9 protein-coding genes are annotated in these 25,542 nt (G+C 57.7%); 6 read left to right on the top strand and 3 right to left on the bottom strand.

Going from position 1 to position 25,542, the window contains the following annotated elements; translation table 11 throughout:
* Positions 1-216: 216 nt before the first annotated feature.
* A complete protein-coding gene (ileS, locus tag VEH04_03280) occupies positions 217-3,030 on the top strand; it encodes an isoleucine--tRNA ligase (GenBank protein ID HYG21780.1) in 2,814 nt (937 codons plus the stop codon).
* Between the two features lie 199 nt (positions 3,031-3,229).
* Here the strand turns inward: ileS and VEH04_03275 are convergent, their stop codons facing one another.
* Both VEH04_03275 and VEH04_03270 read right to left on the bottom strand, forming a co-directional pair.
* On the bottom strand, positions 3,230-3,571 hold the full coding sequence (locus VEH04_03275; protein HYG21779.1) for a metallopeptidase family protein: 342 nt from the start codon (positions 3,569-3,571) through the stop codon (positions 3,230-3,232).
* Between the two features lie 111 nt (positions 3,572-3,682).
* Complete coding sequence (locus tag VEH04_03270; GenBank protein ID HYG21778.1) at positions 3,683-4,306, bottom strand: HD domain-containing protein; 624 nt, start codon at positions 4,304-4,306, stop codon at positions 3,683-3,685.
* A 232-nt stretch (positions 4,307-4,538) separates the two neighbouring features.
* Here VEH04_03270 and VEH04_03265 point away from each other — a divergent pair, with 232 nt between their 5' ends.
* The 5 genes from VEH04_03265 to eno all read left to right on the top strand — a co-directional run bounded on the left by VEH04_03265 (position 4,539) and on the right by eno (position 24,421).
* Positions 4,539-19,118 carry a tandem-95 repeat protein gene (locus VEH04_03265; GenBank protein ID HYG21777.1) on the top strand — a complete coding sequence of 4,860 codons (14,580 nt, stop codon included), beginning with the start codon at positions 4,539-4,541 and terminating at the stop codon, positions 19,116-19,118.
* 1,087 nt (positions 19,119-20,205) lie between these two features.
* Positions 20,206-20,934: a tetratricopeptide repeat protein gene (locus VEH04_03260; GenBank protein HYG21776.1), complete on the top strand. Its 729-nt coding sequence runs from the start codon at positions 20,206-20,208 to the stop codon at positions 20,932-20,934.
* Positions 20,935-20,962: 28 nt separating this feature from the next.
* Positions 20,963-22,252, top strand: a complete 1,290-nt coding sequence (locus tag VEH04_03255; protein HYG21775.1) for a UDP-glucose/GDP-mannose dehydrogenase family protein — start codon at positions 20,963-20,965, stop codon at positions 22,250-22,252.
* Positions 22,253-22,334: 82 nt separating this feature from the next.
* On the top strand, positions 22,335-22,787 hold the full coding sequence (mutT, locus tag VEH04_03250) for an 8-oxo-dGTP diphosphatase MutT (GenBank protein ID HYG21774.1): 453 nt from the start codon (positions 22,335-22,337) through the stop codon (positions 22,785-22,787).
* Between the two features lie 344 nt (positions 22,788-23,131).
* Positions 23,132-24,421 carry a phosphopyruvate hydratase gene (eno, locus tag VEH04_03245; protein HYG21773.1) on the top strand — a complete coding sequence of 430 codons (1,290 nt, stop codon included), beginning with the start codon at positions 23,132-23,134 and terminating at the stop codon, positions 24,419-24,421.
* A gap of 69 nt (positions 24,422-24,490) precedes the next feature.
* Here the strand turns inward: eno and VEH04_03240 are convergent, their stop codons facing one another.
* Positions 24,491-25,501, bottom strand: coding sequence for a DUF362 domain-containing protein (locus VEH04_03240; protein HYG21772.1), 1,011 nt, complete (start codon positions 25,499-25,501; stop codon positions 24,491-24,493).
* Positions 25,502-25,542: the final 41 nt, after the last annotated feature.

Genomic DNA, 25,542 nt, shown 5'->3' with positions numbered 1-25,542 from the left:
GGCTGATCTCCCTGGCCACAGCCCGAGCCGAAGCGAGCCAACTCCGGACAGGAACCACTAAACGGAAAGCCGGATGCGGGAAATCCGCCCGTCCGGTTTGGAGGGAGGGGCGAGGTTAATCCCTCGCTCCTACCCCTATCCGTTATGCGGCTTTTTCGCTGCGGGCGGCTTCGTTGACACCCCCCAAGGCCACTGTTAGTTTTCGGGCTCTTTGCGATGGAATATAAAGACACATTGAACCTGCCTCGCACGGATTTCCCGATGAAAGCGGACCTCGTCGCGCGGGAACCGGAGCGTTTGAAGCAGTGGCAGGGCGCCGGCCTTTACCAGAAAATCCAGGCCACGCGCGCGACTTCGCCCAAGTTCGTCCTGCACGATGGACCGCCCTTCGCCAATGGCGACGTCCACATCGGCACCGCGCTCAACAAGATCCTCAAGGACATCATCATCAAGTACAAGACGCTGCGCGGATTCAGCGCGCCGTATGTGCCGGGATGGGATTGCCACGGATTGCCGATCGAATTCAAGGTGTCGCAGGAGATGCGCAAGGCGGGCGACACCAGCGCCGACGCTGCGTCCATCCGCAGGGCGTGCGAAGCCTACGCACGCAAATACATCGACATCCAGCGCGAGCAATTCAAGCGGCTCGGCGTGCTCGGCGATTGGGAAAATCCGTACCTCACGCTGAACAAGGAATACGAAGCGGACGAACTGCGCTTGTTCGCGGATATCGTCCAGCAGGGCTTTGTCTATCGCGGCAAGAAGCCAGTCTATTGGAGCATTCCTTGCCGCACTGCGCTGGCCGAGGCCGAAGTGGAATATGCCGATCACGTCAGCCAGAGCGTTTACGTGAAGTTCCCCGTCATCGGACAGCCGAACGTCTTCGTCGTAATCTGGACGACGACGCCCTGGACCTTGCCCGCCAACCTCGCGGTGGCTTACAGCGAGAAGCTGCAATACGTCAAAGTCGCTGTTGCCGGCGAAACATTCATCCTCTTTCGCGGACTGGTTCCTGGCGTGGCGGAAAAATGCGGGTGGCAAAATTACTCCGAAGCGCCGTTTGAAACCGCTGACCTTGCTGCGCTGGAATACCAGCATCCGTTCTGCAATCGAACGGGAAAACTGTTCGCCGCAGACTTCGTCACGAGCGACACAGGAACAGGTTTCGTTCACATCGCCCCAGGCCATGGCCTCGATGACTACAATCTCGGCCGGCAAAAGGGACTTCCGATTTATTCGCCCGTGGATGATGACGGACGCCTTGCGCACACGAACGATTTGCCGCTTGAGCAGCAGATGCCCGCCGACATGGTTGGCAAATCGATCCTCGAGAAGCATGGCAAGAGCGACGCCAATGAGTCCGTCCTGCATGAACTCCGCGTTCGAAAGGCGTTGCTGCACCAGGAGAATTATCATCACAGCTATCCGCATTGCTGGCGCAGCAAGACTGCGGTGATCTTCCGCGCAATGGACCAATGGTTCATTCGCATCGATTTGATGGGCAGTGAAGTTTCCCGTTCGGCGAAAACGTTCCGTGCCCGCGCGCTCGAAGAGATTGATCGCGTCAGTTGGATTCCCGATTGGGGCGTGAATCGAATCAAAGGCGCGGTGGAATCGCGTCCCGATTGGTGCATCTCGCGCCAGCGCACGTGGGGCGTTCCGATCCCTGCGTTCTATGACGCGCAGGGCGAGCCGATCCTCGACGCGCGAATCGTCCGGAATGCCGCCGACCTGATCGAGCAGCACGGATCGAACGTGTGGTTCGAGAAGTCCGTTGCCGACCTTTGGGCTGCAGTGAAGCCGAAGGATTGGCAGGGTTCCGACGCCGTCGCGAAATCCAATGACACGCTGGACGTGTGGATCGATTCGGGATCTTCGTCGCGCGCCGTCATCGCCCGCCGCACCGAACTCGCCGCCAAGGTCCCGCCGCAGGCCGATATGTATCTGGAGGGCTCCGACCAGCATCGCGGCTGGTTTCAATCCTCGCTGCTGCTGTCGTTGGCCGGGAATGGAGCCACTCCCTTCAAGACCGTGTTGACGCACGGGTTCATGGTCGATGCCGATCGCGAGAAAATTTCCAAGAGCAAGCAGGGCGCCTACGAAAAGCCGCAGACGGCCGAAGCCTACGTGAAGAAGTGGGGGGCCGATGTGGTGCGACTCTGGGTGGCATCGCAGGATTTCCGAAACGACATCGTGGTGAGCGAGGAGCGCATCAACAAGGTGGGCGAAACGTATCGCGGCATCCGCAACGCCCTGCGCTATCAGCTTTCAAACCTGTTTGATTTCGATCCCGCGCGGCACACGGTTGACGACGGGCAATTAACGGGATTGGATCGCTGGGTCCTGTCGGAGTTTTCGAAGCTCGAGCAGGAGGTGGTTGAGGCGTATGACCGATTCGAGTTTCACGTGGTTTACCAGAAGCTCAGCCAGTTCCTCGCCGTGGAGTTGTCCGCGATTTACCACGACGTCATCAAGGATCGCATGTACACCGATCCCGCGAACTCCGCGCGCCGGCGCTCAACGCAAACGGCCTTGCATCGGCTCGTGACGGGACTCTGCCAGATGCTGGCGCCGATTCTGGTGTTCACCGCCGACGAAGCATGGGGGTTTGTTCCGGGCAACTCGGGGCAAAACGTGCATCAATCCGATTGGCAGACGCGCCGCCTCGCTCTTTCAACAGAAGAATCGGAGCAGATGGCCAGTCTGTTTGTGCTGCGCGAGCTCGCGCTTCCCGCGCTGGAGAAGGCGCGTCAGAACAAGGAAATCGGCAAGGCGCTCGAGGCGAAGTTGGTTCTCCGCGGTTCAGGGCCGGTGTTGAACGACGCGCGAAAAAATCTCGAGGCCGTTCGCGAACTGTTGAACGTGTCGCAGGTTGTCCTGCAGGAAGCTGCGGACACAGTCGTCACCGTCACTGTGGCGAAGGCCGACGGCCAGAAATGCGAACGCTGCTGGCATTGGGAAACCGATGTCGGGTCGGCCACTGACCATCCCACGATCTGCGCCCGCTGTGTTGAAGCTGTGAAGTCGTAGCGCAGGTGTCACAACCCGCCACGGATCGCCGACTTGCATTCGGCTCAGGGCTCCAAATGGCACGAGACCGCCAAATGGCCTGCAAGGTCCTCTTTTTCAATCCGGACGCAACTCTCATTCTGCGCGCGGTCGGTTCTTTTGACATCGTATACGGCTGGAAGCCGGCGTTCCCGCGTCAGCTGGCACGCACGGTGGCGCGTCACTCCAATCCGCGCTCAAACAAATCCTGCTCGTTCAAGCCAAGGTAATGTCCGAGTTCGTGCAACAAGGTCGTCCTCACCTCCGCGCGAAACACAGATTCATCGCCGTCGGCCAGGTTCCAAAGATTTTCCAGAAACAGGATGATCTGCGGCGGCATGGGAACAGTTTCCTCATCGACGAATTCCGCGCCCGTGAATAGTCCGAGTGTGTCAGCAGTGATTCCGTCCTCCTGCAACGCCGCATTGGGAATCGGTTCGAACGTGATCGGCAATGCCACGGCACGCTCGCGCAACCCTGCGGGCAACGCGGCAAGCGTCGATTCCACTTCATCCGTAGCCATGGTTATCAGTTCATTCCAATTCATAACTTCGGAGCGCAGGCTCTTCAGCCTGCTTCAGCGTTAAGCATGCGACAATCGCAGACCTTGCCCACACGCCTCTCGATCCAGCATTCAAGCGGCGTGAACCCCGCGCTCCGCCGCGGCGCCTTCCGCTTCGGCCGCTTCAAGGAACTGTCGCAGAATCTCAACGCGCGGCACCGCCAACTCACGCGAGCGTACGAGTCGCAGTTGCGCAGGCAGCGATTCCAATTGCTGCCGCAGCGCCCGCAGCGCGTCGGGGAATGTTTTGAAGCGCGTATCGCGTCCGATCTTGCACGTCGTGCGCAACACAGCGGTTGCGCCGAGTTGCTCGAGGATATCCGCATCCCGAACGATCGCTGCCTCGATTGACGCTGGTTCCGCGTTGGACTGATGCGTTCGAATCGCTTCAACCGCAGCAGGAATTTTCTCCTTTGGAAAGCCGAGATCGGCAAGAATGCGTGGCGCTTGCTGAACGGCATACGCGACGCAATCCCAACGCGCCAGGGCATCGGGATCCTCGGGCCGATGTCCCACAAACACGCCGAGATCATGGAGCCAGACGGCGGCGAACACGACATCATCATCGCAAGCCTCACCCGCGCCGATCAGCCGTGTCAGCGCGTAAAGGCGCGGCTGATGGCTGAACTTGTCGACGGGCTTCGCGTTCTCATGGATGAAGCTGATGATCGCGTCGCGGAAATTGTTATTGGCCATAACACAGAGTCATTCGCGCGCGATAGTGTTCGCCGCCGGGCGACGCTTCACCACAAAATTCTGCTGACACCCATTCAATTTTGTTGTCGCGCTGAGACTTGCGTCGAACGTGGGAAATAGTTCTTGCAGAGTTGTTGTTTATTTTGATAGGAACTTCACACCTTCAGGGCGGGTTACAAAGGGAACCATCCAGGGCGATCGTAACAAAGCGGGCAAAGGAATAGGGGACATCATGGGATTCAAAGGGCTTGGGATTCATCTCGTCAAACACGCAGGGATTTTTCTTCTAATCAATGTCTTCTTGTGCGCGTCGTCGCTTCGAGGGGCCACTTCCGGCTGTGAGTTGTATCCCATCGCCGTGCCGTGGAGCGCAGTGGCCAACATCAGTCCGGGAGCGGTGGTGAATGCGTTTGGGAACGGCACACAACCGGGGAGCTTTGGGTGGTTGAGCTGGAACGGAAGCGCCAGCGAACCCACGCTCGTTGCAAGTCTCACGCCTCCCGGAAATAGCGATCTATTTGTCGATGCCAGCGGCGCTGCGCATCCCATGCGCCAGGGAGCTTGGGTGCGATCCAAGCCTGGCGTGTCGAATAGCAAGAAGGTGCGGGATGCGTTGGATCGGCTGAAATCCCAAGATATCGTCGTACCTGTTTGGGATGCCGCGCGAGGGCAGGGCGCCAACGCAGAATTTCGTGTTCGCGCGTTCGCACGAATCAGGCTTCTCGACTACCAACTGCCGCAGCAGAACCGAATAGACGTTCGTTTTCTTGGCTTTGTAGGTTGCGGCCAGCACAACGTCGCTCCAACGGTCAACGCCGGACCAGACCAGACATTGGAGCTTTCAGAAACGGCATCGCTCGCTGGCGTGGTCACTGATGATAACCTCCCAATAAACCGGATAGTATCAGCAAACTGGTCGAAGCTGAGCGGACCCGGAAACGCCCTTTTTGGGAACTCAGGTGCGACCCACACCACGGTGCGATTCGATGCGCCAGGTTTGTATGTGCTGGAGCTTGCCGCGAGTGATTCGGAGTTAATAGCGCGGGACCAGATCGTCATCACGGTCAATCGGCCAAACCGCCCACCTGCAGCGGAGTCCTTGCACGTCGCGACCGACGAGGACATTCCAGTAAACGTGTTGCTCACAGCGTCGGATGCAGATGGCGACGATGTCAGCTTCTCGTTGATTGAACTGCCTGTACGCGGAACCATTTCCGGAACTCCCCCGAATCTGGTTTATGCGCCCCCTTCCGATTTTTACGGCTTCGACCACTTTGTCTTCAGTGTCAATGACGGCCAGTTGGATTCCTCAAACGCCGTGGTGAACGTCACTATCCGTGCTGTAAACGATCCACCAGTTGCCGACGCACTTGTCGTCACAAACGTGGAGGACACCGTTTGCGAAATTCTATTGAGTGGATCGGACGTGGAAGGATCAGCGCTCAAATATGGGATCTCGGCAAACCCACAACACGGCACATTATTTGGTGAAGCGCCGCGCATCAACTATGTGCCTGCACTGAACTTTCATGGAACGGATCAATTTCAGTATCGCGTCAATGACGGGACGAATGATTCGGCTGTCGCAACAGTTCACATTGTGGTGCGTCCCGCAAACGATGTGCCGATTGTTAGCGCCGGGTCGGATGTTCTGCTGGGTTGGCCAACCAACACCGTGGAATTGAATGGTTTTGTAGCGTACGACGATTTCCCCGGGTGGATCTCTGAAGTTGAGTGGCGAAAAATCAGCGGTCCCGGAACCGTGACATTCACGCGCGGGGAGCATGAGAGGATCGCCGCTACGTTTTCGGAACCCGGCGTGTACGTGTTGCGTTTATGGGCAAGTGACTCGTTTGTTTCTGCGGATGATGATCTTTTGGTCACGTTGAATGCTCCGCCCGCTGTTGAGGTTGGAAGGGACGTCGTGAACACCCTTCCCGCCGGCGTGGAGTTGTGCGGTGCAGCGACAGACGATGGTCTTCCGACAGGTGGCTGGCTGGTGTGCGAATGGACGAAGGTGAGCGGCCCGGGAACAGTCGTGTTCTCCAATGCCGGTTTAACCAATGCCGTCGCGAGTTTCAGTCACGAAGGGCTATATGTGCTGGCGTTGACGGCACAGGACGGAATGCTTGAAAGCCGGCGGATGCTCCAAGTGCTCGTCAATCGCGCACCGGTCGTGGACGCCGGGTCAGACCGGATTACCACGAATCTTCAGGTCACGTTAACAGGGACTGTGTTCGATGACGGCTGGCCCTCCGGGGTGATCAGCGGCCGTTGGGAAGTAATCTCCGGACCCGGAAACGTGTTGTTTGATCCGGTGGAGGGCTCTGGCGCTGGTGCCACCATAGCGACATTCTCCGAAACAGGAACGTACATTCTCCGATTCGTTGGCGACGATTCGCTGGCGCTGAGTTCCGATGATGTCATCGTCAAAGTCAATGCTCCGCCATTCGTCGATGCTGGCCAGGATCGAACCGCGACAGTGGGCGAGTCGATACAGTTGGAAGGCGTTGTGTGGGATGACGGGATAGGCGCAGAGCTGCATGCGCGTTGGAGCTGCGTTGAACGGCCTGACGCAGCGGAGATTCTAAATCCCCACCTGCCTGTCACGACCGTTCGTTTCTTTGAAACGGGTAAGTTTGTTCTGCAGTTGGCGGCAGACGACTCGCTGTGCACATCAACGGACGAAGTGACGATTCGCGTGTTGCCGGTCAATGCGGCGCCTTCGATCGAACCGCTGCCAAAGCAATTTGTAATTCTTCCTGCAGCCGGAATACTGCAAGCGCAGGTGTCCGATGACAGCCTCCCCGAGGGGAAGCATATCACGGTATCATGGACGCAGCTAAGCGGATCAGGGGTTGCGCACTTCTCGGAATCCCACTCACCGGCGACCGCTGTTCACTTCTCTCAACCAGGCGATTACGTGTTGCGGGTGACGGCTTCGGATTCGGAACTGAGTGTTGCGCGCGACGTTGTCGTCGCAGTCCGAAGTGCACCCGCAAACCAGGCGCCGATAGTTGACGCGGGACCGGACCACGTTGTGGGACGGACGAATCGCGCATTGCTACGCGCGGCAGTTGTCGATGACGGGTTGCCGCAAAATCAGCTGTCGATTGCCTGGTCCATTCTTGACGGGCCAGGGTCGGTCGAGTTTGAGAATCCGGCAGCAACTAACACGCTCGCGACATTCTCGGCCGCAGGCACGTATCGGATCAAGGTGTCCGTCGACGATTCCGCGCTGACTGACTCGGATGAAGTTCTTGTGACAATTTACCCGGAGAACTTGCCGCCGTCAGTAGATGCGGGTTCGGATCAGGTGATAATCATTCCGGATCCTTCGCTCCTAAGCAGTGGCGGAATTTTGCCCCGCGATGTGAACAGTTATTTGAGCATGTCCCTCTCGCAGACACCCCGCTGGGAACCCGCGATTGGGCAAACTGGAATGACAGAGGGAGCAATGGGACATTCCTTCGCATTGGTCGAGCGAAACGGACTCGACGTGGCGAACGGAGTTGCTTACGTGGCGGGTTCTTTTCGAACAGCAGGTGGAATCGCGGCGAAAGGCATGGCCCGCTGGGACGGGCAGGGGTGGCGCAATTTTTTCGACACCAATGCCATCCCGAACACGTGCGGACATTCGGCTGGATGCACAGGGGGTATGGTGGGCTGGGTGGTTCCGGATTGCGCTTCGGAATTCTGCACGGAGTTTGTTTCGTGCATCGCAGCGCGCGGCAACGAGGCGTTTATTGGCGGTTACCTGAAGGATTTGGGAAACCTCGACGGCCAGATGGACATGACTGCGCGGTGGGACGGCGAGCGCTGGTGGTCATGGGTTTTCAAGCAGGCGGGCAACCATGTGCGGGTTATTCGGACTACTCCCGATCGCGTCTACGTCGGCGGCCATTTTGCCTTCCAACCGACGAACGCGACATCGCAGACCATCAGTAACTTTTCGTGGTCCTATCATATTGCCGCATGGGATGGAACCAACTGGATCGCGTTCGGAAGTGGAATTACAGACATCCGCGACACGCCGGGTTCGTTTGCTCCAGGCCTGAACAATTACCGGGCGACCGTGACAAGCCTGGCAGTGGCGGCGAATGGTGATTTGTACGTTGCCGGGGATTTTCTGATGGCAACAGCCACAGGTATTGCAACCAACGCCGCCAAATGGAACGGCCAATCGTGGGAACGGCTGGGCAACGGCTTGCGCAACGTCGCGGGCCTCCGTCCGATCACGACTGCTTCGGCTGTTGCTGAGAATGGCGATTACTTCGTCGGGGGAACCTTCGATCACGCGGGCGGGGTCGCGGCGCGAAATGTCGCCCGTTGGGATGGCAGTCGCTGGTGGTCGCTCGGCGATGCAACCACGAACGGAGTGAATCAGGCGGTCGAGGCGATCGCCGTGCGCGGGCATGAGATCTACGTGGGCGGCTCCTTCACGGAAGCCGGCGGAATTCCCGCTTCTCGGGTTGCCATGTGGAATGGGCAATACTGGTCCACCCTGGGGACGGGAGAATCGAACGGCGTGGATGGCGAAGTTCGGGCACTCGCTTCGGATGAATCGGGAGTTTACGTCGGAGGACGATTCACGCGGGCCGGTCCATTCAGCGTAAATAACATTGCACGATGGGCTTTCCCACGCACGCCGGCCGACCGCATCACCTTGCGTGGACGCGTCACTGATGACGGCTTGCCGGACTCTGAAACGCTCGCTGTCAGTTGGAAGACGACTGCCGGACCGGGAAGTGCGCTGATCAGCAACGCGGATTCAGCTGTAACGACTGCTGGATTCACAAATGCCGGAAATTACGTTTTGCAATTGACCGGCTCGGACGGAGAATTCGACGTCCACGACGAGATGTCAGTTCTCGTGCGGGTGAACACGCCGCCGCGGGTGGATGCTGGACCCGACAAGGCTATTGGACTCGACGAGCCCGTAGCCATAGTGGGTTCGGTTGAAGACGACAGCCTGCCTGAGCGTGCAGCATTGTTTCACACATGGACTGTTCTGCACGGGCCAGGACAGGTGACGTTCGATCGTCGGGAGGATACCAACACTGTAGCCCGGTTTTCACTACCAGGCATCTACGTGCTGCGGCTGCATGCCAATGATTCCCAATTTACCGCGTTCGATGACGTGCGCGTCATTGTGAAAGGACGGAATCGTGCGCCCGACATATATCCGGGCCCGCCGGCGATCGTCATGTTGGGCAGCGCGCGGAAGATGACCGCCGAGGTAACAGATGACAAGGCTCCGTCCGGAGTGCTCACATGCATGTGGAATCTCGTGAGCGGCCCCGCCCCTGTGACGTTCAGCGACACGTCGGCGACCAATACATTCGTCTCGTTCCCAACAAACGGAATTTATGTTCTTGGCATCACGGCCAACGATTCCGAACTTTCCAGTTCAGCCACAGTTACAATCACGGTGGTCCAGTCGGAGAATGCAAATCCCGTGGTGGATGCAGGACCTAATCGGACGATTACGAACCTGTTCATGCGTTTGCAGGGGGCGGTGTCCGATGACGGGCGGCCATGGAACGGCGCCTTGCGGGTTTATTGGGAATCGCAGCCGAACTCGTCCGGCGTTGTCACGTTTTCAGATTCCAACTCGCCCTCGTCGATGGTGACCTTCAGTCGGACGGGTGAATACAATCTCGTCCTCCGCGCATTCGACGGGCAGGCACAGGGTGTCGACACCGTTTCAATTATGATTCCGAACCAGAGCGCGATTGTGAATGCAGGCCCTGATCGTTGCCTGTTATGGCCAAGCAATGAGGTTCGCCTTGCGGGCCAGGTGGTGGACAACAGTCTTTTCACGGCTTCCTGGAGCCACGTCAGCGGCCCTGGCTACGTGGAATTCTCGTCCTGGAGTTCCTTGAACGCCACGGCGCGCTTCAGCACCAGCGGTACGCACACGCTGCGGCTCACGGTTGCAGACAACGGCAAGCTGATCTCCGATGACGTCGTGATTCGGCTGGTCACGGGCACCAATGGACCTCCGCAGGTTTTCGCGGGGCCTGATGTATCTGTCGGGGGTTTGGAGGATCCGTTAACCCTTACAGGGGTGGTCGAAGACGACGGTTGTCCCCAACCGCCCGGCCTCTCTGGGCGATGGGAGAGAGTCAGCGGACCGGCTGGAGTAACATTCAATCCCGAGGAATTTTTTCAGACTAACACAGCGGAAACCGAGGTGGTATTTCCCGTGGCGGGCACCTACACGCTGCGCTTGCATGGATCCGATTCACTGTTGACCAATGCTGATGACATCACCGTCACGGTAATCCCTCCGGCGAATGCGCCACCATCGATTTCATTGATCCCGGACAGGGTGGCAAGGGTGACGAACATTCTCGCCCTTGAAGCGCACATCATCGATGACTCGATGCCGGTCGCGGGCCAGTTGAATGCTCGCTGGCGCAAGGTAAGCGGACCGGGTTCCGTCACATGGTCCGCTCCCACGCATGCTTCATCGCCTGCCTTGGAATTGCAGGCATTCACCACAGCTTCGTTCAACCTCCCTGGAATTTATGTTCTGCAATTCTCCGTGGACGACTCCGTGTTCAAAGCCTCGCGGGAGTTTACGGTTACTGTGCTGCCGTCCGACGACAACAGCGCGCCCAGCGTGAATGCTGGACTCGATGCGACCGCAGTAGCTTATCGACCGCTCAACCTGAATGGAATTGTGGTTGATGACGGTCTTCCGGCCGGCGCAGGAGTATCAGTGAACTGGAGCGTGGTGAGTGGGCCGGCCCCAGTCTACTTCTCGGATGCAAATACGCTGGAGCCGTATGCGCAGTTTCTGGTGCCCGGAATGTATGTGCTTCGACTCATGGCGTCGGATTCCAGGATGTCTGCGCAGGACACATTGAGTGTTAGTGTTCGCCTGCCTGAGAACAACGCGCCGTTGGTATTTGCCGGGCTGCACCAGGAAATCACGCGCCCGCACTCGGCATTACTGCACGGAGTTGTCGTGGACGATGACCTCCCGCTGGGATATCCGCTGGCGACCGCCTGGTCTGTTGCGAAAGGGCCTGGCAGCGTCCGGTTCGATCCGCATCCCAACGACCCTGCGGCCTCCGCCTCTTTCACCGCGCCGGGCGAGTATGTACTTCGACTGACTGCAAGCGATTCCCAATTCTCTGTTTTCTCGGAAACCACTGTGCTGGTTCGCGAAGGCGAGAATACTCCTCCATCGGTAAGTGCCGGACCCGATTCCCTGGCCGTCTTGAACGAGCCGTGGGCCCTTGAAGGATGTGTTGAGGACGACGGCCTTCCAGGTGGCGGACTCCAGGTGAGCTGGCGGATGGCAAGCGGTCCTGCGGCCGTGTATTTCTCGACACTCGATGGCACGTACCACGCGACCTTTGTCGAGCCTGGAACTTATGATCTTGAACTTGCAGCGAACGACGGCGCGCTGTCGAACTTCGACCGGGTTCGCATTGTTGCACGGCACGTTCCGCCGCCGGTGGCGCGCATCGATTCGCCTCGGGATGGAACCGTCATCACGGCTCCAATGCAGATTCTGGGAACAGCTCACAGCGCGGAAATGGCCTGGTATCGCGCAGAGCTTCGTATGAAGTCCCCGGAAGATTCAGCCGAGAACACGGCCAGTTGGACGGTAATAGGTCAAGGCACTAGTTCAGTGGTGAACGGGGAATTAGCCCGGCTGGATCCGACGCTGCTGTTGAACGGTTTATACGAAGTGCGTCTGACGGCGACTGACCGCCTGGGACGAGTCGTTGAGACGGACGCGATTACGATCATCATGGATCGCAACCTCAAGCTGGGGCATTTCACGGTTTCATTTGCTGACCTCGTTACTCCAGTCCCAGGGCTGCCCCTTCAGGTGACGCGCACGTATGATACTCGCGCCGCCGCGGCGGGCATTCGGGGAGATTTCGGGATCGGCTGGACGATGGATATTCGGAATGTGCGTTTGCAGAAGAACCGCTCCCTAAGCCGCAACTGGACACAGGCTGCTTCCGGAGATCCATTTCAACTCACCACATCGTATCACCTTGATTCAGTCACACCGCGCCTGGTGACGATTACGTTCCCGGACGGGCGGGTGGAGAAGTTCCAATTGCTTCCTGATCCGATGCAGCAGCAGCTGATTCCGATCAGCTATCCGCGCTGGCGCTTTGTTCCGTTGGGGAACACGCGCGGATCGCTTGTGCCGGCATCCTATGATGAAGCAGACGGATCATTTCTGTTTTTTGCAGGTGAAATCCCCGGAACAGCTGACCTGTACGACCTGAATTACTTCTATGCGGCCCTCGATGATTCATCGATCAGCCAGGCGGATCTCGAACGTTATCCCACCTTGTTCCGCTACACGTCGCCCGAAGGCTTTCGTTACGTCATCGACGAGCGGCTCGGGTTGCAGAGTGTATCCGATCTGAATGGCAACGCGTTGGTGGTGGGCACAAACGGAATCACCTGGCAAAACGCCGCCGCGAGTACGAATGCATTGCGGATCGCTTTCGAACGCGACGCTCTTGGGCAGATCACCAACATTGTGGACGCGGCAGGAAACGCGATGTCCTACCGCTACGACACGAATTCCAACCTGGTGGGATTCTCTGATCGGGACGGAGGTACGAATGCCTTCGGGTATGACGCAGGCCATCGCCTGATTTCGATCACGGATGCAAGGGGTTTGGTGGTGATGGCAAACACCTATGACGGTCTTGGAAGGCTCGTCTCGACCACCGATGCCGACGGTGGCTCGACGACTTTCAGTCATAGGCTTGATGATCGAATTCAATGCGTCACCAATCGCGTTGGAGCGGTGACGCTTCAGGAGTTCGATGAGCATGGGAATGTAATCCGAACAACCGATCCGCTCGGCGCTCTCAGCACGTTCGAATACGATGCAAACGGAAATCTTCTCTCACGGAGCAATGGCGTCGATTGTGCCTGCGCTGTGCGATACGCCTATGACAGCGCTGATAACCGGGTTCTTGAGATCGATGCTGCCGGAAACACAACTGCTTACACATACAATTCACTTCGGAAAATTCTTACCGCGCGTGAACCCACAGGCTTTACCACAACCAACACGTATGATGCGGGAGGCAACTTGCTGGCGACTCGCGACGGCGCAGGGCAGGTCACCGTGTTTACATACAACGCACTCGGGAGGGTCGTCTCAATGACGGATTCCAAAGGGACCACGTCGTTTGGGTACGATGACTTTGGCTTCTTGATTGCCCAAACAAACGGCCTCGGTCACGTCACCGAATTCACAGTCGACGCCAACGGCAACCTGCTGAGTGAATCGGCTGCAATAACGCGCATTACGGGCCTCGCTGCCCGCGATTCGTTCAGGCGGGGAGGGTTGATAGCTGGGGCCTCGGTGGCGCCGGAACCGGTGACGAATCTCCATCGATTGGCGATGCGTTACGAGTACACTCCCGGTGGCCTGCCGTTGCGCACGCTTTACTACGACGGCTCAAGTTCTTCAAAAGGGTATGAGGCGGGACGGGTGGTTTCGAGCACTGATCAACTCGGGCGAACGACTTCATCAGAGTATAATTCTGCCGGCCTCCTTTCGCGCCGTGTTCATCCCGGTGGAGCAGAGGAACGCTTCAATTACGATGCCGAAGGGCAGTTGATCGAGTCCGTGGACAAACGGGGGTTCACAACTCGTTTCGGATACGACTTGCGTGGCAATCTTGTTCGCACGGTGTTTTCCGACGGTTCGGAGGTGCGTGCCAGTTTTTATTCTGATGGAGCGCTGGAATCCGAGACTTCCAAGTCGGGCGAAGTCACGCGTTACGAACTCGACTCAAATCGGAATCGAATCAGGGTGATCGATGCGTTCGGAATTACCCACTTCAAGTACAACTATCGCGGGCATGTCATTTCAACGACAGATCCTCTGAACCGGACAAACGGGTATGAGTACGATTCGCTGGCGCGCAACACGGCGCACATTTATCCCGACGGCGCGCGGAAATCGGCCACGTTCAGCGGGAAACGTGTCGCTTCCGAAACAGATCAGAATGGAAACGTCACACACTTCACCTACGACCAGATTGGGAATCTTGTGGCTGTTGTGGATGCGCTCGGTGCAGTGACGCGATTCACATATGACGAGCAGGGCAACAAGACATCACAGACCGACGCGCTTGGGCGAACAACGTATTTTGAATATGACGCAATGCGGCGTCTGATTCGCACGATCCACCCAGACGCTTCCACGGAAGGGCGCTGCTACGATCCCGCGGGGCGGCTGTTGATCGAAACGAATCAGCTGGGGGATATCAGAAGCTACGAGTATGACGCGGCCGATAACGTTGTGGCTTCGACGGATCCGCTTGGCCAGGTGACACGATACACCTACGACGCCGGCGGCAACAAACTCAGCCAGGTCGATCCGAACGCGAGCGTGACGAGTTACGAATACGATTCACTGGCTCGTCTCACTCGGACGCTTTTCTCATGCGGCACGGCGGAGTCAAACTCGTATGACGTTGCAGGAAACCTTGTGTCGACAGTCGATCAAGGGGGAAGGACAACCCGCTTCGAGCACGACCTGAAAGGCCGGGTGACGCGTATCATTGATCCTCTGGGAAACGAACACGGCATTCAGTACGACGCCGTTGGAAATCAAATAGCGGAGGTGGATGCGGCAGGGCAGAAAACTGTCCGGGAATTCGATGGTTTGAATCGTTTGGTCGCTACGCGATTCCCTGATGGCACCAGCATCCGCCGAAGCTATGATGGGATTGGACGGGTGACCCTCGAAGTCGACCCGATGGGCTCGGTGCAACGGTTTGGGTACGATGCCATTGGACGTTTGATCGCTACCACGAACGCGGCGGGGGCTGTAAAGCGGCGCGTTTATGATCGTGTCGGATCGCTTATCGAGGAGATAGATGCGGCTGGCAACCGGACGCGTTATGAACATGACATAATGGGGCGAGTGACTCGGATTCAGCTGCCAGATGGTTCGATTGAAACGACCCATTACGACAAGGCCGGATATCCGGTGACGACCACCGATGCGCTGGGTAACACGACGATCCATGAATTCGATGCTGCCGGCCGGCCCACTGCGGTAGTCAATCCTTTGGGTAGTCGCACCCGCTTCACCTATGACCCAATGGGGCGCCTGGCTTCAACAACCGACGCGGAGGAGCACACATCGATCTTCAACTACGATTGCATGGGTCGGATGATCGGGATGACCCATCCCGATGGCACAGGAACCTCCGCTGTTTTTGATTCTGCGGGCAGGCGGGTGATCGACCGAGACGCCAATGGCAATGTCACGCGTTATGCGTACGACGAACGGGATCGGCTGCTGTCCCGCACAGACGCGCTGAATGGAACGACGCATTTTGCTTACGACTCCATCGATCGATTGATTGCGCAGACCGACGCGCTCAATCGGACAACCCATTTTCAGTACGACATGCTTGGCCGGCTTGTGCGAACGGTATTTCCCGACGGCGCTTCCACGAGCTCCACGTTTGATGCCAAAGGCCGTCGCATCTCGCGGACTGACCCGCGTGGCAACGTCACCACCTTCGATTACGACAATCTTGATCGGCTGCTGGCGGAGACCGACGCCCTGGGACATGCAACGCATTACAGCTACGATTCTCTCGGACGTATCGCGTCTGTCACCGATCCGAACGGGCACCAAACGACTTACAACTATGACGATCGGGGCCATCTTCTCAGCGAGACGCTCCCCGATGGATACAGCTGGCAATTCGAGTACGATGCCAGCGGCCGCCGCGTTGCGCAGATTGATCCTGCAGGACAAGCCACCCGTTACACGTTTGATGCTGCGGGACGCCTGGCAGCGATCACAAACGCGTTGGGATTGGGTGCGACTCTTCAATACGACGCGCACGGACGACTCACAACACGGGTCGACGCTGCCGGCCGGGCCACGCGTTTCGAATACGATTCACGCGGACGTCGAACGCTGCGGGTGCTTCCCGGTGGCCAGGCGGAGAGCCTCGCCTACGATCCAAACGGCAATCTTACATTCAGGACCAACTTCAACGGGCGCGTCATTCAGTTCACGTACGACGCGCTGGATCGGTTGACTGCGAAGATCCCGGATGCGGAATTGCAAGCGTCGGGCTCTGTGCCGGTTCTGTTTACTTACAACCCCGTAGGCAGGCGGACTTCGATGACCGACTCCAGCGGAGTCACCCTGTATTCGTACGATTTACGGGATCGGCTTGCGGCAAAGGTCTCTCCCGAAGGCAGCATTGGTTACAGCCGCGACGCGAATGGGAATCTCCTGAGTATTCAGTCGTCGAACATCAACGGAGTGCTGCTGACCTATGAGCATGATGCTGTGAATCGGCTGAAGACGGTGGATGACGGCCGGCTGGGACCCCTGCACTACGAACACGATCCGGCGGGGAATCTCACAGCGGTGATACAGCCAAATGGTGTCACACAGCACTACAGGCGTGACGCGGTGGATCGACTGCTTCAGGTCACCGCGACCAATCGATTCGGCGAAAACATCAGCCGTCATCAATACTCGCTTGGGTTGGCGGGCCACCGGCTTGCGGTCAGGGAGACGTTCGCGATGGGTGAGCACCTCGAGATTTCTACAGCGCGCACGAACACGTATGACGCTATCTACAGGCTCAAGCGCGAGCAAGTCGAGCGGGATGGGCAATCAGCAACATTGGAGTACGATTACGATTTCGTCGGCAACCGGCTTGCGCAGCGCTCGACGTTTCCAGGGATTTCGTCGGACGCGAGCGTCTATGATCTAAACGATTGGCTTGCCTCCGACGAATACGATTCAAACGGCAATACCCTCGCAGCATCAATTGCAGACGCGGGCACGGGGCTTCCGGGATCCGTTGAGGACACATACGACTTTGAGGATCGACTTGTTCAGCGGCAAGGAACGATCAGCAATCAGCCGGCGACGATCATCATCACCTACAATGGGGATGGCCACAGGGTGCGGAAGGTGGTGATGTCGTCGGCCGGCGCGCTGACCAACTTGTTTCTCGTCGACGACCAGAATCCGACAGGCTATGCGCAGGTATTGGAGGAGGCTGTTGCCACGCCGGAATTCCCCATTCCGACCGTGACTCGCGTTTACAGTGTTGGAAAGACCCGGATCAGCCAGGAACAGGTTTCCGCCGGTGAATGGACTGCCAGTTATTTCGGGACTGACGCTCAAGGAAGTGTGCGTTACCTGACCGGGCGAGACGGCGAAATCACGGATACCTGGGATTACGATGCATTTGGCAACGTGATCCGTCGCAAGGGTCCTACCGCAAATCTATTTCTCTTCGGCGGAGAACAGTTTGATCCTGAACTGCAGCTCTACTACTTGCGAGCGCGCTATGCCGATCCCAGGCGGGGACGTTTCTGGACAGCGGACACCTTTGAAGGTTTCGAGAGCGAACCGGCATCGTGGCATCGATATGCCTTCAACCAAAACGATCCCGTAAACCGCAGCGACCCGAGCGGGCATATTTCATTGGGCGAGAACCTGATGGTGAGCGCACTCGCCCCGATGGTTCGAGGGATGGTTTTGCAGGTGTTCGACGGAGCGAACCATTATTCGCACGGGCTGGCTGGAGGTAGTGCGCTGAAGGCGACGAGCCGCGCGGAAGCGTACATGATCGACAGTTTGGCTCGTGGTGCGGGCTGGCAAAGCGGCAAGGAGGAGTTCTGGGCAACAGTCCGTGGCGCGCCATTTCTTCTGGCGCAAAACCCGAACGTGGTTACCGCCGCTAAGCCGTGCAGCTACGAATGCATCACGTTCGACTTGGACGCCCCGGTCTACGGCCCCGCTGCGCGACATCCGATGTTTGAACTGCAACCCGGTGAATTGCTGGGCGAACTCACCGATGTGCGGAACGGATCGCTTCTCGCCGCCACTCTCCGCGCCGTCGCGGCCTCCTATGCTGCGGCTGGCGAGGATTCAACAAGCACCGGAATGAATTTCCTGCAGAACATGCAGGCGTCATTGGTGGGCATCGCAGCGAATGCGGCGACCCCGCAAAGCTATGTTGACGGCTATCGCGAGCTCAATAACAGGGCGCACTCAGTCATGCTCCGAGAATTTGACTCAGGTTCGGGTGACGCGTGGGCGGGAGCGCAGGGACTGTCGAGCCTGGTCGGCGATCTGATAGGTTACAATGGAGCGCTGGAAGGTGGTTTTGGCATAGACCGCCACGAACTGCAGATGCTGGATTCCTCCGACCGCTGGTCCCGCGGCTTCGCCGCACTGTCCCAAGCCGCGTCAACCCTCGCCGGAGGGCTGAAGGGCTATAATCCCGAAGGTTTGGGAGTGCGATTAGCAACTCCGAACACACCGAAACCACCACGATGGATTACGCCAGTTGACGCATGCTCACGAAACATTGCCGAAAAGCCTCCGTGGAGACCACGGGTTAAGGCCTGGTCGGCAATACAAACGGACGGCATTCGCGGCTATAGTCGTAACGCACCTTTGTTTTACTCGATTCCTAACTCCAATAATGGAAGAATATGGGTCTCCGTTGAAGTCGTCTCACAATTGGACTTCGCGCCATTGGTCGAAGCTGGTGTTTTGAAAGGGAATGTTACACTATTGACCGGAACCCACGGCGACAAGTTTGGGAACTTAATTGCAGAACGTGCCTTTTTCGACGAAGACCTCTTACAATGGCGGGATCGCGTCGATAAGGTTAAAGTCATCGACGTGACCAGGTTGTCCCCTCGTCAATTACGAATTGTCCTTAGCAGGGACGGAAGGATAATATGCGCGTGGTGTGTGAGCGAAAGGTCGAAGGACCTTCGTAAAGCTATGCGAAACTGATATGGCCTTTTACGCCGACTTGTCTCCTTATTCATACTACTCGAGGTGTGCCCGACCTGGCACCGTTAATGTTGGATGGCTGGAAGGTGAATCTGATTTCCAGTCGGGATCCGTGCCGGCCGGATTTTTACGGAATCTGTGGGAGTTCTGCAAGGTTCCGACTTGTGCCTTGAGAGGCTACCACACTTGCAGTTTATGTGGCGACCCCGTATTTCCGCTCGCGATTACTTTCGAAGGAGAAAAGCTAAAGCTGGGCAACGCCGAAATCCGCGTGGTAGGGCAATCAGGAAAGCTATATGCCGCCCCAAACATGGTATTTCATTACGTTCGAGATCATCGATACCAACCGCCCGGAGAGTTTGTCGAAGCGGTTATGTGTGGGCCCTCAGCGGGTAGTGCGGAGTACCTCGAAAGCATGCGTGCAAAATTTCTATTACGGTAAGGTATAAGGCCCATCACGGAGATCCGGGATGGATCGTAAATCTCCGACGGGGTGGCTTGCTCCTGAGCTGCAGATGTGCGCTGGTTGCAACCCTGATGCGGGCTTACTCGAACGCTGAACACTGCATTTCTTCTGGCGCAACTGCGGACGGCCGCGACCTCGTCGTTGAGAACGGACTCCCAGGGCTTAAACTCAAACGTGATCCAAAACTGTTGAGCGAATCCCGGTAAAAGAGACGAATACAGCTACACGTTTCCGCCATTCGGGTGACGCAAATTCGGCGGGTTCGGCGAGGGCAATATCCGTGCACCGGAGGGGACCGATTACAACGTTTGTGGTTGCGTAAGGTCCTGTTAATCCTACCGGACGATAGCGTAGGCATTTTGCATGTTTCGTACGTTTGCATTCAGAACGTCGGGATTATTGTTGAAGCGGAAAAGCATTGCAGAGTGTGATCTGCCGCTTGGGTGGTTTTCAGACCGCTGCATTATTTGGAACCTGGGCTGGAAGGAGCCTTTGGTTTTCGGAATTTGGGTTTCACAAAGTCCGACGGGCTTGCGCCGTGTTTCTGCCGTGTTTCGGCCTTGAAAACGCTGATTTCAAGCTTGCGTTTTCGGGGTGTCACCCAAACATTGCACCCCCTATATGGAATCTGATGTCACGCAATCTGCCGCATTTTTCCGGGCATGGGCCTGGGCCGAATCGCACCGGAAACAAATTTTGTGGACGGTCGGCGGTCTGTTGATTGCAGGATGCGTCGCCGGCTTCTATCTCTCGCAGAAGCATCAAAAACAGGTCTCCGCAAGCGAGGCCTTGTCCCGCATCTCCAGCCAGAGCGCGCTCACCGGCAAACCAGCCGCTCCTGACGCATTCCAGCGGATCGCGTCCGAATTCCCAGGCACGAGCGCCGGCGAAAGGGCATTGCTCATCGGTGCCGCCCGGTTCTTCGCCGAATCGCAATTCACCCAGGCTGAAACAGAGTTTCGCAGGTTTCTGCGCGAGCATCCGGGTTCCGACTTCGCCGGAGCCGCGTCCCTCGGCGTCGCCGCCTCGCTTGAAGCGCAGGGGAAAACCGACGAGGCGTTGAAAGCCTATAAGGAAATCACCGAGCGGCGGACGACCGACCCCGTGATGCCATCGGCAAAGCTTTCGCTGGCGCGGTTATACGAGGCCCAGGGCAACCTCACGCAGGCACAGGAAACCTATCGCCAGATGGCCCGGCCCGAGTACGGCTCGCTGGCACAGGAAGCGATGATGCAGTTGCAGATGATGATGCGACGGCATCCAGAGCTGAATCAGCCCGTGACGCCGCCCGAAGCAACTTCTGGCGCCGGTGGAACGGGCACGAACGGTCCGGTGTTGCAGCTTCAGTAGTTCGGGTTTCGTCCGAGTTCATTGTTCTATGAAGCTCACCATAATCGGCACCGGCTATGTCGGTCTCGTGACGGGAACCTGTTTTGCCGAGGTTGGCCACCAGGTTATCTGCGTCGACAACGATGCTGCCAAGGTCAAGACGCTTCGCGAGGGCGGCATTCCGATCTACGAGCCTGGACTTGAAGAGATGGTGCGCAAGAACGTCGCGGAAGGCAGGCTCAGCTTTACGACCAGCACCGCTGAAGGCGTTGAGAAATCGGACATCATTTTCATCGCAGTCCCAACGCCGCCACAACCCGACGGCGCCGTTGACCTGAGTTTCATTGAAAAGGTCGCCCGCGAAATCGCCGGCGCGATGACGAGTTACAAGATCGTCGTCGACAAGAGCACGGTCCCGGTCAAGACGGGCGACAAGGTGGCCGAAACCATCAAGCGCTATTGCAAGGCGAAGGTCGAGGTGGATGTCGTCAGCAATCCCGAATTCCTGCGCGAAGGATTTGCGGTCGATGACCTGATGCATCCGGATCGCATTGTGATTGGAGTGAAGAGTGACCGGCCAGTGGCGGCGATGAAGGAGGTTTATCAGCCGTTCAACGCGCCGATCATCGTCACGGACATCAACTCCGCGGAACTGATCAAACACGCCTCCAACTCGTTCCTGGCGCTGAAGATTTCCTACATCAATGCGATTTCGGTGCTGTGCGAGGCAACGGGCGCAAATGTGACTGAGGTTGCGAACGGGATGGGCATGGACGCGCGCATCGGCCGCCGGTTTTTAGACGCATCGCTCGGGTTCGGCGGCAGTTGTTTTCCAAAGGACCTCAGCGCCTTCATCAAGATCTCGGAGCAGGTGGGTTATGAGTTCGGCCTCTTGAAGGAGGTGCAGAAGATCAACGCCGAGCAGATGGAGCGATTCCTCAAAAAAATTGCGGAAACGCTTTGGGTCTTGAAGGACAAGACCATTGGCGTGCTCGGACTCGCCTTCAAGCAGAATACGGATGACGTGCGCATGTCGCCGGCAATTGACCTGTGCCAGCGATTGCAGAAGGAAGGCGCTGCACTGCGCGTCCATGATCCAAAGGCAATGGACAAGGCGAAGGCGGTGCTCAGGGATGTCACCTACGTGGAGGACATGAACAGCGTTGCCGAAGGTTGCGACGCGCTGGTGATTGCCACGGAGTGGGAGGAGTTCAAGCAGCTGGATATCGCAAAGGCGCGCCGCGGCATGTCTCATCCGATCATGTTCGACGGCAGGAATTTGTTTGATCCTGTGGAGATGGAAAAGCTCGGTTTCATTTACAAGAGCATCGGGCGATAACGATGGGAACACACAGGGACGGGCTATTGGAACGTTTTGCCACTCTGGTTGTTTGCGGGACAGCGGCCGCCCTTTGCGTGCGATGAACAGCGAGGCTGACCTTCCGTCCGACCGCCACGGAACGACTCGTCGCAGCCCGGTGATTGAAGTGGCAGCGGGGTTGGTTTTTCGAGGCGGAAAAGTCCTGATCACGCAACGCTATCCCGAAGCGCATCTCGGAGGATTGTGGGAATTTCCTGGTGGGAAACGCGAAGCGACTGAGACATTCGAGCAGTGCCTCGCCCGCGAACTCCGGGAGGAACTTGGAATCGATGTGCAAGTGGAGGAAGCGATTGCGGGGATCACCCATTCATATCCGGAAAAGACAGTTCAGTTGAAGTTCTTTCGTTGCCGTTGGAAGGCGAACGAACCGCAGGCGCTGGGATGCGCGGACTTTCGCTGGGTTGGGGCGGACGAGTTCCAACATTACAGATTTCCCGCGGCTGATGTGCAGCTGCTCGATCAATTGCGAAGTTCGCCGGCACTCTGGATGTGAACTGAATTCCGGCGGGAAGGTTGCGGTTTCTCCGTCGCCTGAGACGCAGGAGCCGGAGAGGGGCTCCGGAGAGGGTGCTCTGATCATTCCGAAGCGTCGCCGTCTCCAAGTTCAAACGCTCCTCCTCTCCCCAGCCCTCTCCTCCGCTCCGAGCGGAAGAGAAGGAGCTTTTCTCGTGTCGTTGCGACGCACCAGCGCGAGGCTCGGCCGCGGATCGAGAACAGTCTCAGGATGCGCCTCGGCTCATCGCCGGCGGCAGCGGCGGCAATGCATTCCTTGACTCCCCGGAGCTCCATTCTATTATTTCCAGCCTTTAAGTTAGTCTTGTGGATACGAAAACGAAAATGAGCACGATCTATGATATTCAGGCGCGTGAAGTTTTGGATTCACGCGGTAATCCGACCGTGGAAGTTGATGTGATTCTGGCAGGCGGCGCAGTCGGCCGGGCGGCAGTTCCGTCGGGCGCCAGCACGGGAGAACACGAAGCTATTGAACTGCGCGACGGCGACAAGAAGCGGTTCCTCGGCAAGGGCGTTTCAAAAGCCGTGAACAACGTCACGGAAAAAATCCTTCCCGCCCTGCAAGGCGTCGATGCGCTGGATCAGCTTGCGGTCGACAGGACCATGATTGATCTCGATGGAACCGAGACCAAGTCCAAGCTGGGCGCCAACGCGATTCTCGCTGTCTCACTGGCGAATGCCAAAGCAGCGTCGGAAGCGCTGGGCATTCCGCTGTTCAAATATCTCGGCGGACCGAACGCCAAGGTGCTGCCCGTCCCGATGGCCAACGTCATCAACGGCGGCGCGCATTCCGATGCCCCGATTGATTTCCAGGAGTTCATGGTGATGCCGCACGGGCTGCCGACGTTCAGCGAAGGGCTGCGGGCGATCACCGAGATTTTTCACGCCTTGAAGGCTGTCCTGAAGAAACGCGGATTGAGCACTGCGGTGGGTGATGAAGGCGGTTTCGCGCCGAAGCTCGATAGTGTTGAAGACGCGCTTGAATCGATCCTGCAGGCGACGAAGGATGCTGGTTACAAGGCGGGCAAGGAAATCTTTCTGGCTCTCGACGTCGCGAGCAGCGAGTTCTACAACAAGAACGGCACCTACACGTTCAAAAAGAGCACAGGCAAGACGCTCTCGGGCGAGGAACTGGTGGATTTCTATGTGAAACTGTGCGGCAAGTATCCGATCGTGAGCATTGAGGACGGTTGCGCAGAAGGCGACTGGAAACATTGGAAGCTGCTGACCGAGAAGCTTGGCGACCGCGTGCAGCTGGTTGGAGACGACTTGTTCGTCACGAATACCAAGTTCCTGAAGAAGGGCATCGACACAGGCACGGCGAATTCGATTTTGGTGAAGGTGAACCAGATTGGCTCGCTGACTGAAACCCTTGACGCTGTGCAACTCGCGCAATTCAACGGCTACACCGCAGTCCTGAGCCATCGCTCGGGCGAAACCGAGGATGCAACGATTGCTGACATTGCGGTCGCAACGAACTGCGGTCAGATCAAGACGGGGTCGCTCAGCCGTTCAGATCGCCTGGCGAAATACAATCAGTTGCTGCGCATCGAGCAGATGCTGGGAAGCAATGCGGTATATGCAGGCATGACGGCATTGCCCAAGGGCCGCTAAGCAACAGGATCTTCGAGCGCCGCGACCCGAAAGGTTTGCGGCGCTTTGTTTTTTCCTAGGAGGCCGCCATCACTTCAGGTGCGTGATCCTGATTTTGGATGGGTCGCTTACGCCGAGTTCAAGCAGTTCAGCGTTCGAATAAAGTTCCATGTTTGGCTTGAGACGCGGCGTCTTTGCGAGTTGCCGTTGCCGTTCCAATTCCTGCAGCGAGAGGGCGTCGAGTGCCACGGGATCACGGCTGAAACGCAGCTGATTGAGCGATGCTGAATAATGAAGCAGGCTGCGCTCTTCACCTTCGTACTGGCAGACGAGGGCGTCGACGATGTTGAGCGCGACACGATCGGCCAGCACAGGCAACGCAAAGACTTCAGGCACGGCCGTTGCGAGGCGCGCGGATTCGTCTTCGAAACGCCGGGTGTTGTCGACACTTCCGATCGCAAGGTTGTAGAGAGCCCCCACGACGCCGGCCTGGTTATGATTCATCATGGGCGTGACGTTGATGATGCGGGTCATCTCCTGCGTGACGAGTTTGGAGACGTAAGAACGGCGTCCCACCGTTTCGTCTTTTCGTCCAAATTCGAAGTCGCCCCAGACGAGCGTTCCGAGGATCGAATTTTCGTAGAACGTCGCAGGGTCGTATCCCGAATCGGCGCTGCCTGCCAGGCGAACCCCAAACCGGCTTTCGAGTTTTCCGTAGCCGGCCAGGCGCAGGTGAATGATGTGTTTATCCCAAACAATGAGGTTCTTTGCAGGAATTCCGGCGGCCAGCAGGCTTTTCACGAGGGCGGCAACGACCGCCTGGCGCGTGCCGCTATTGGGACCTGGTTCGGTGAAGACTTTGATCCCGATCACGTCCTGGGTTCGGACCAGGCTGAGCCAGGCATCCCTGGGATTGGTTTGGGTGGTGAGATTTGTAAGACCGCGCAGCAGCATCCGATCAATGACTTCCTCCACGGGGCGGAACGCCACGGTTGCGGCCGGATCCTCAACGATGAAAACTTCCGGCCGCCCCAGATTGGGATCACCAGGCATGCCTGAGACATGATGCGTGAGCAGGATTGCAAGCGCCAGTCTCAGCACGAGACAGCATTGCGACCACAAACCTGTATTTCCGGGTGCGT

It is taken from the genome of Verrucomicrobiia bacterium, assembly GCA_035629175.1.
Taxonomy (GTDB): Bacteria; Verrucomicrobiota; Verrucomicrobiia; order Limisphaerales; family DASXHY01; genus DASXHY01.
Note: the sequence above shows the minus strand (reverse complement) of the source record. Positions and strands in the feature narration are given on the sequence as shown.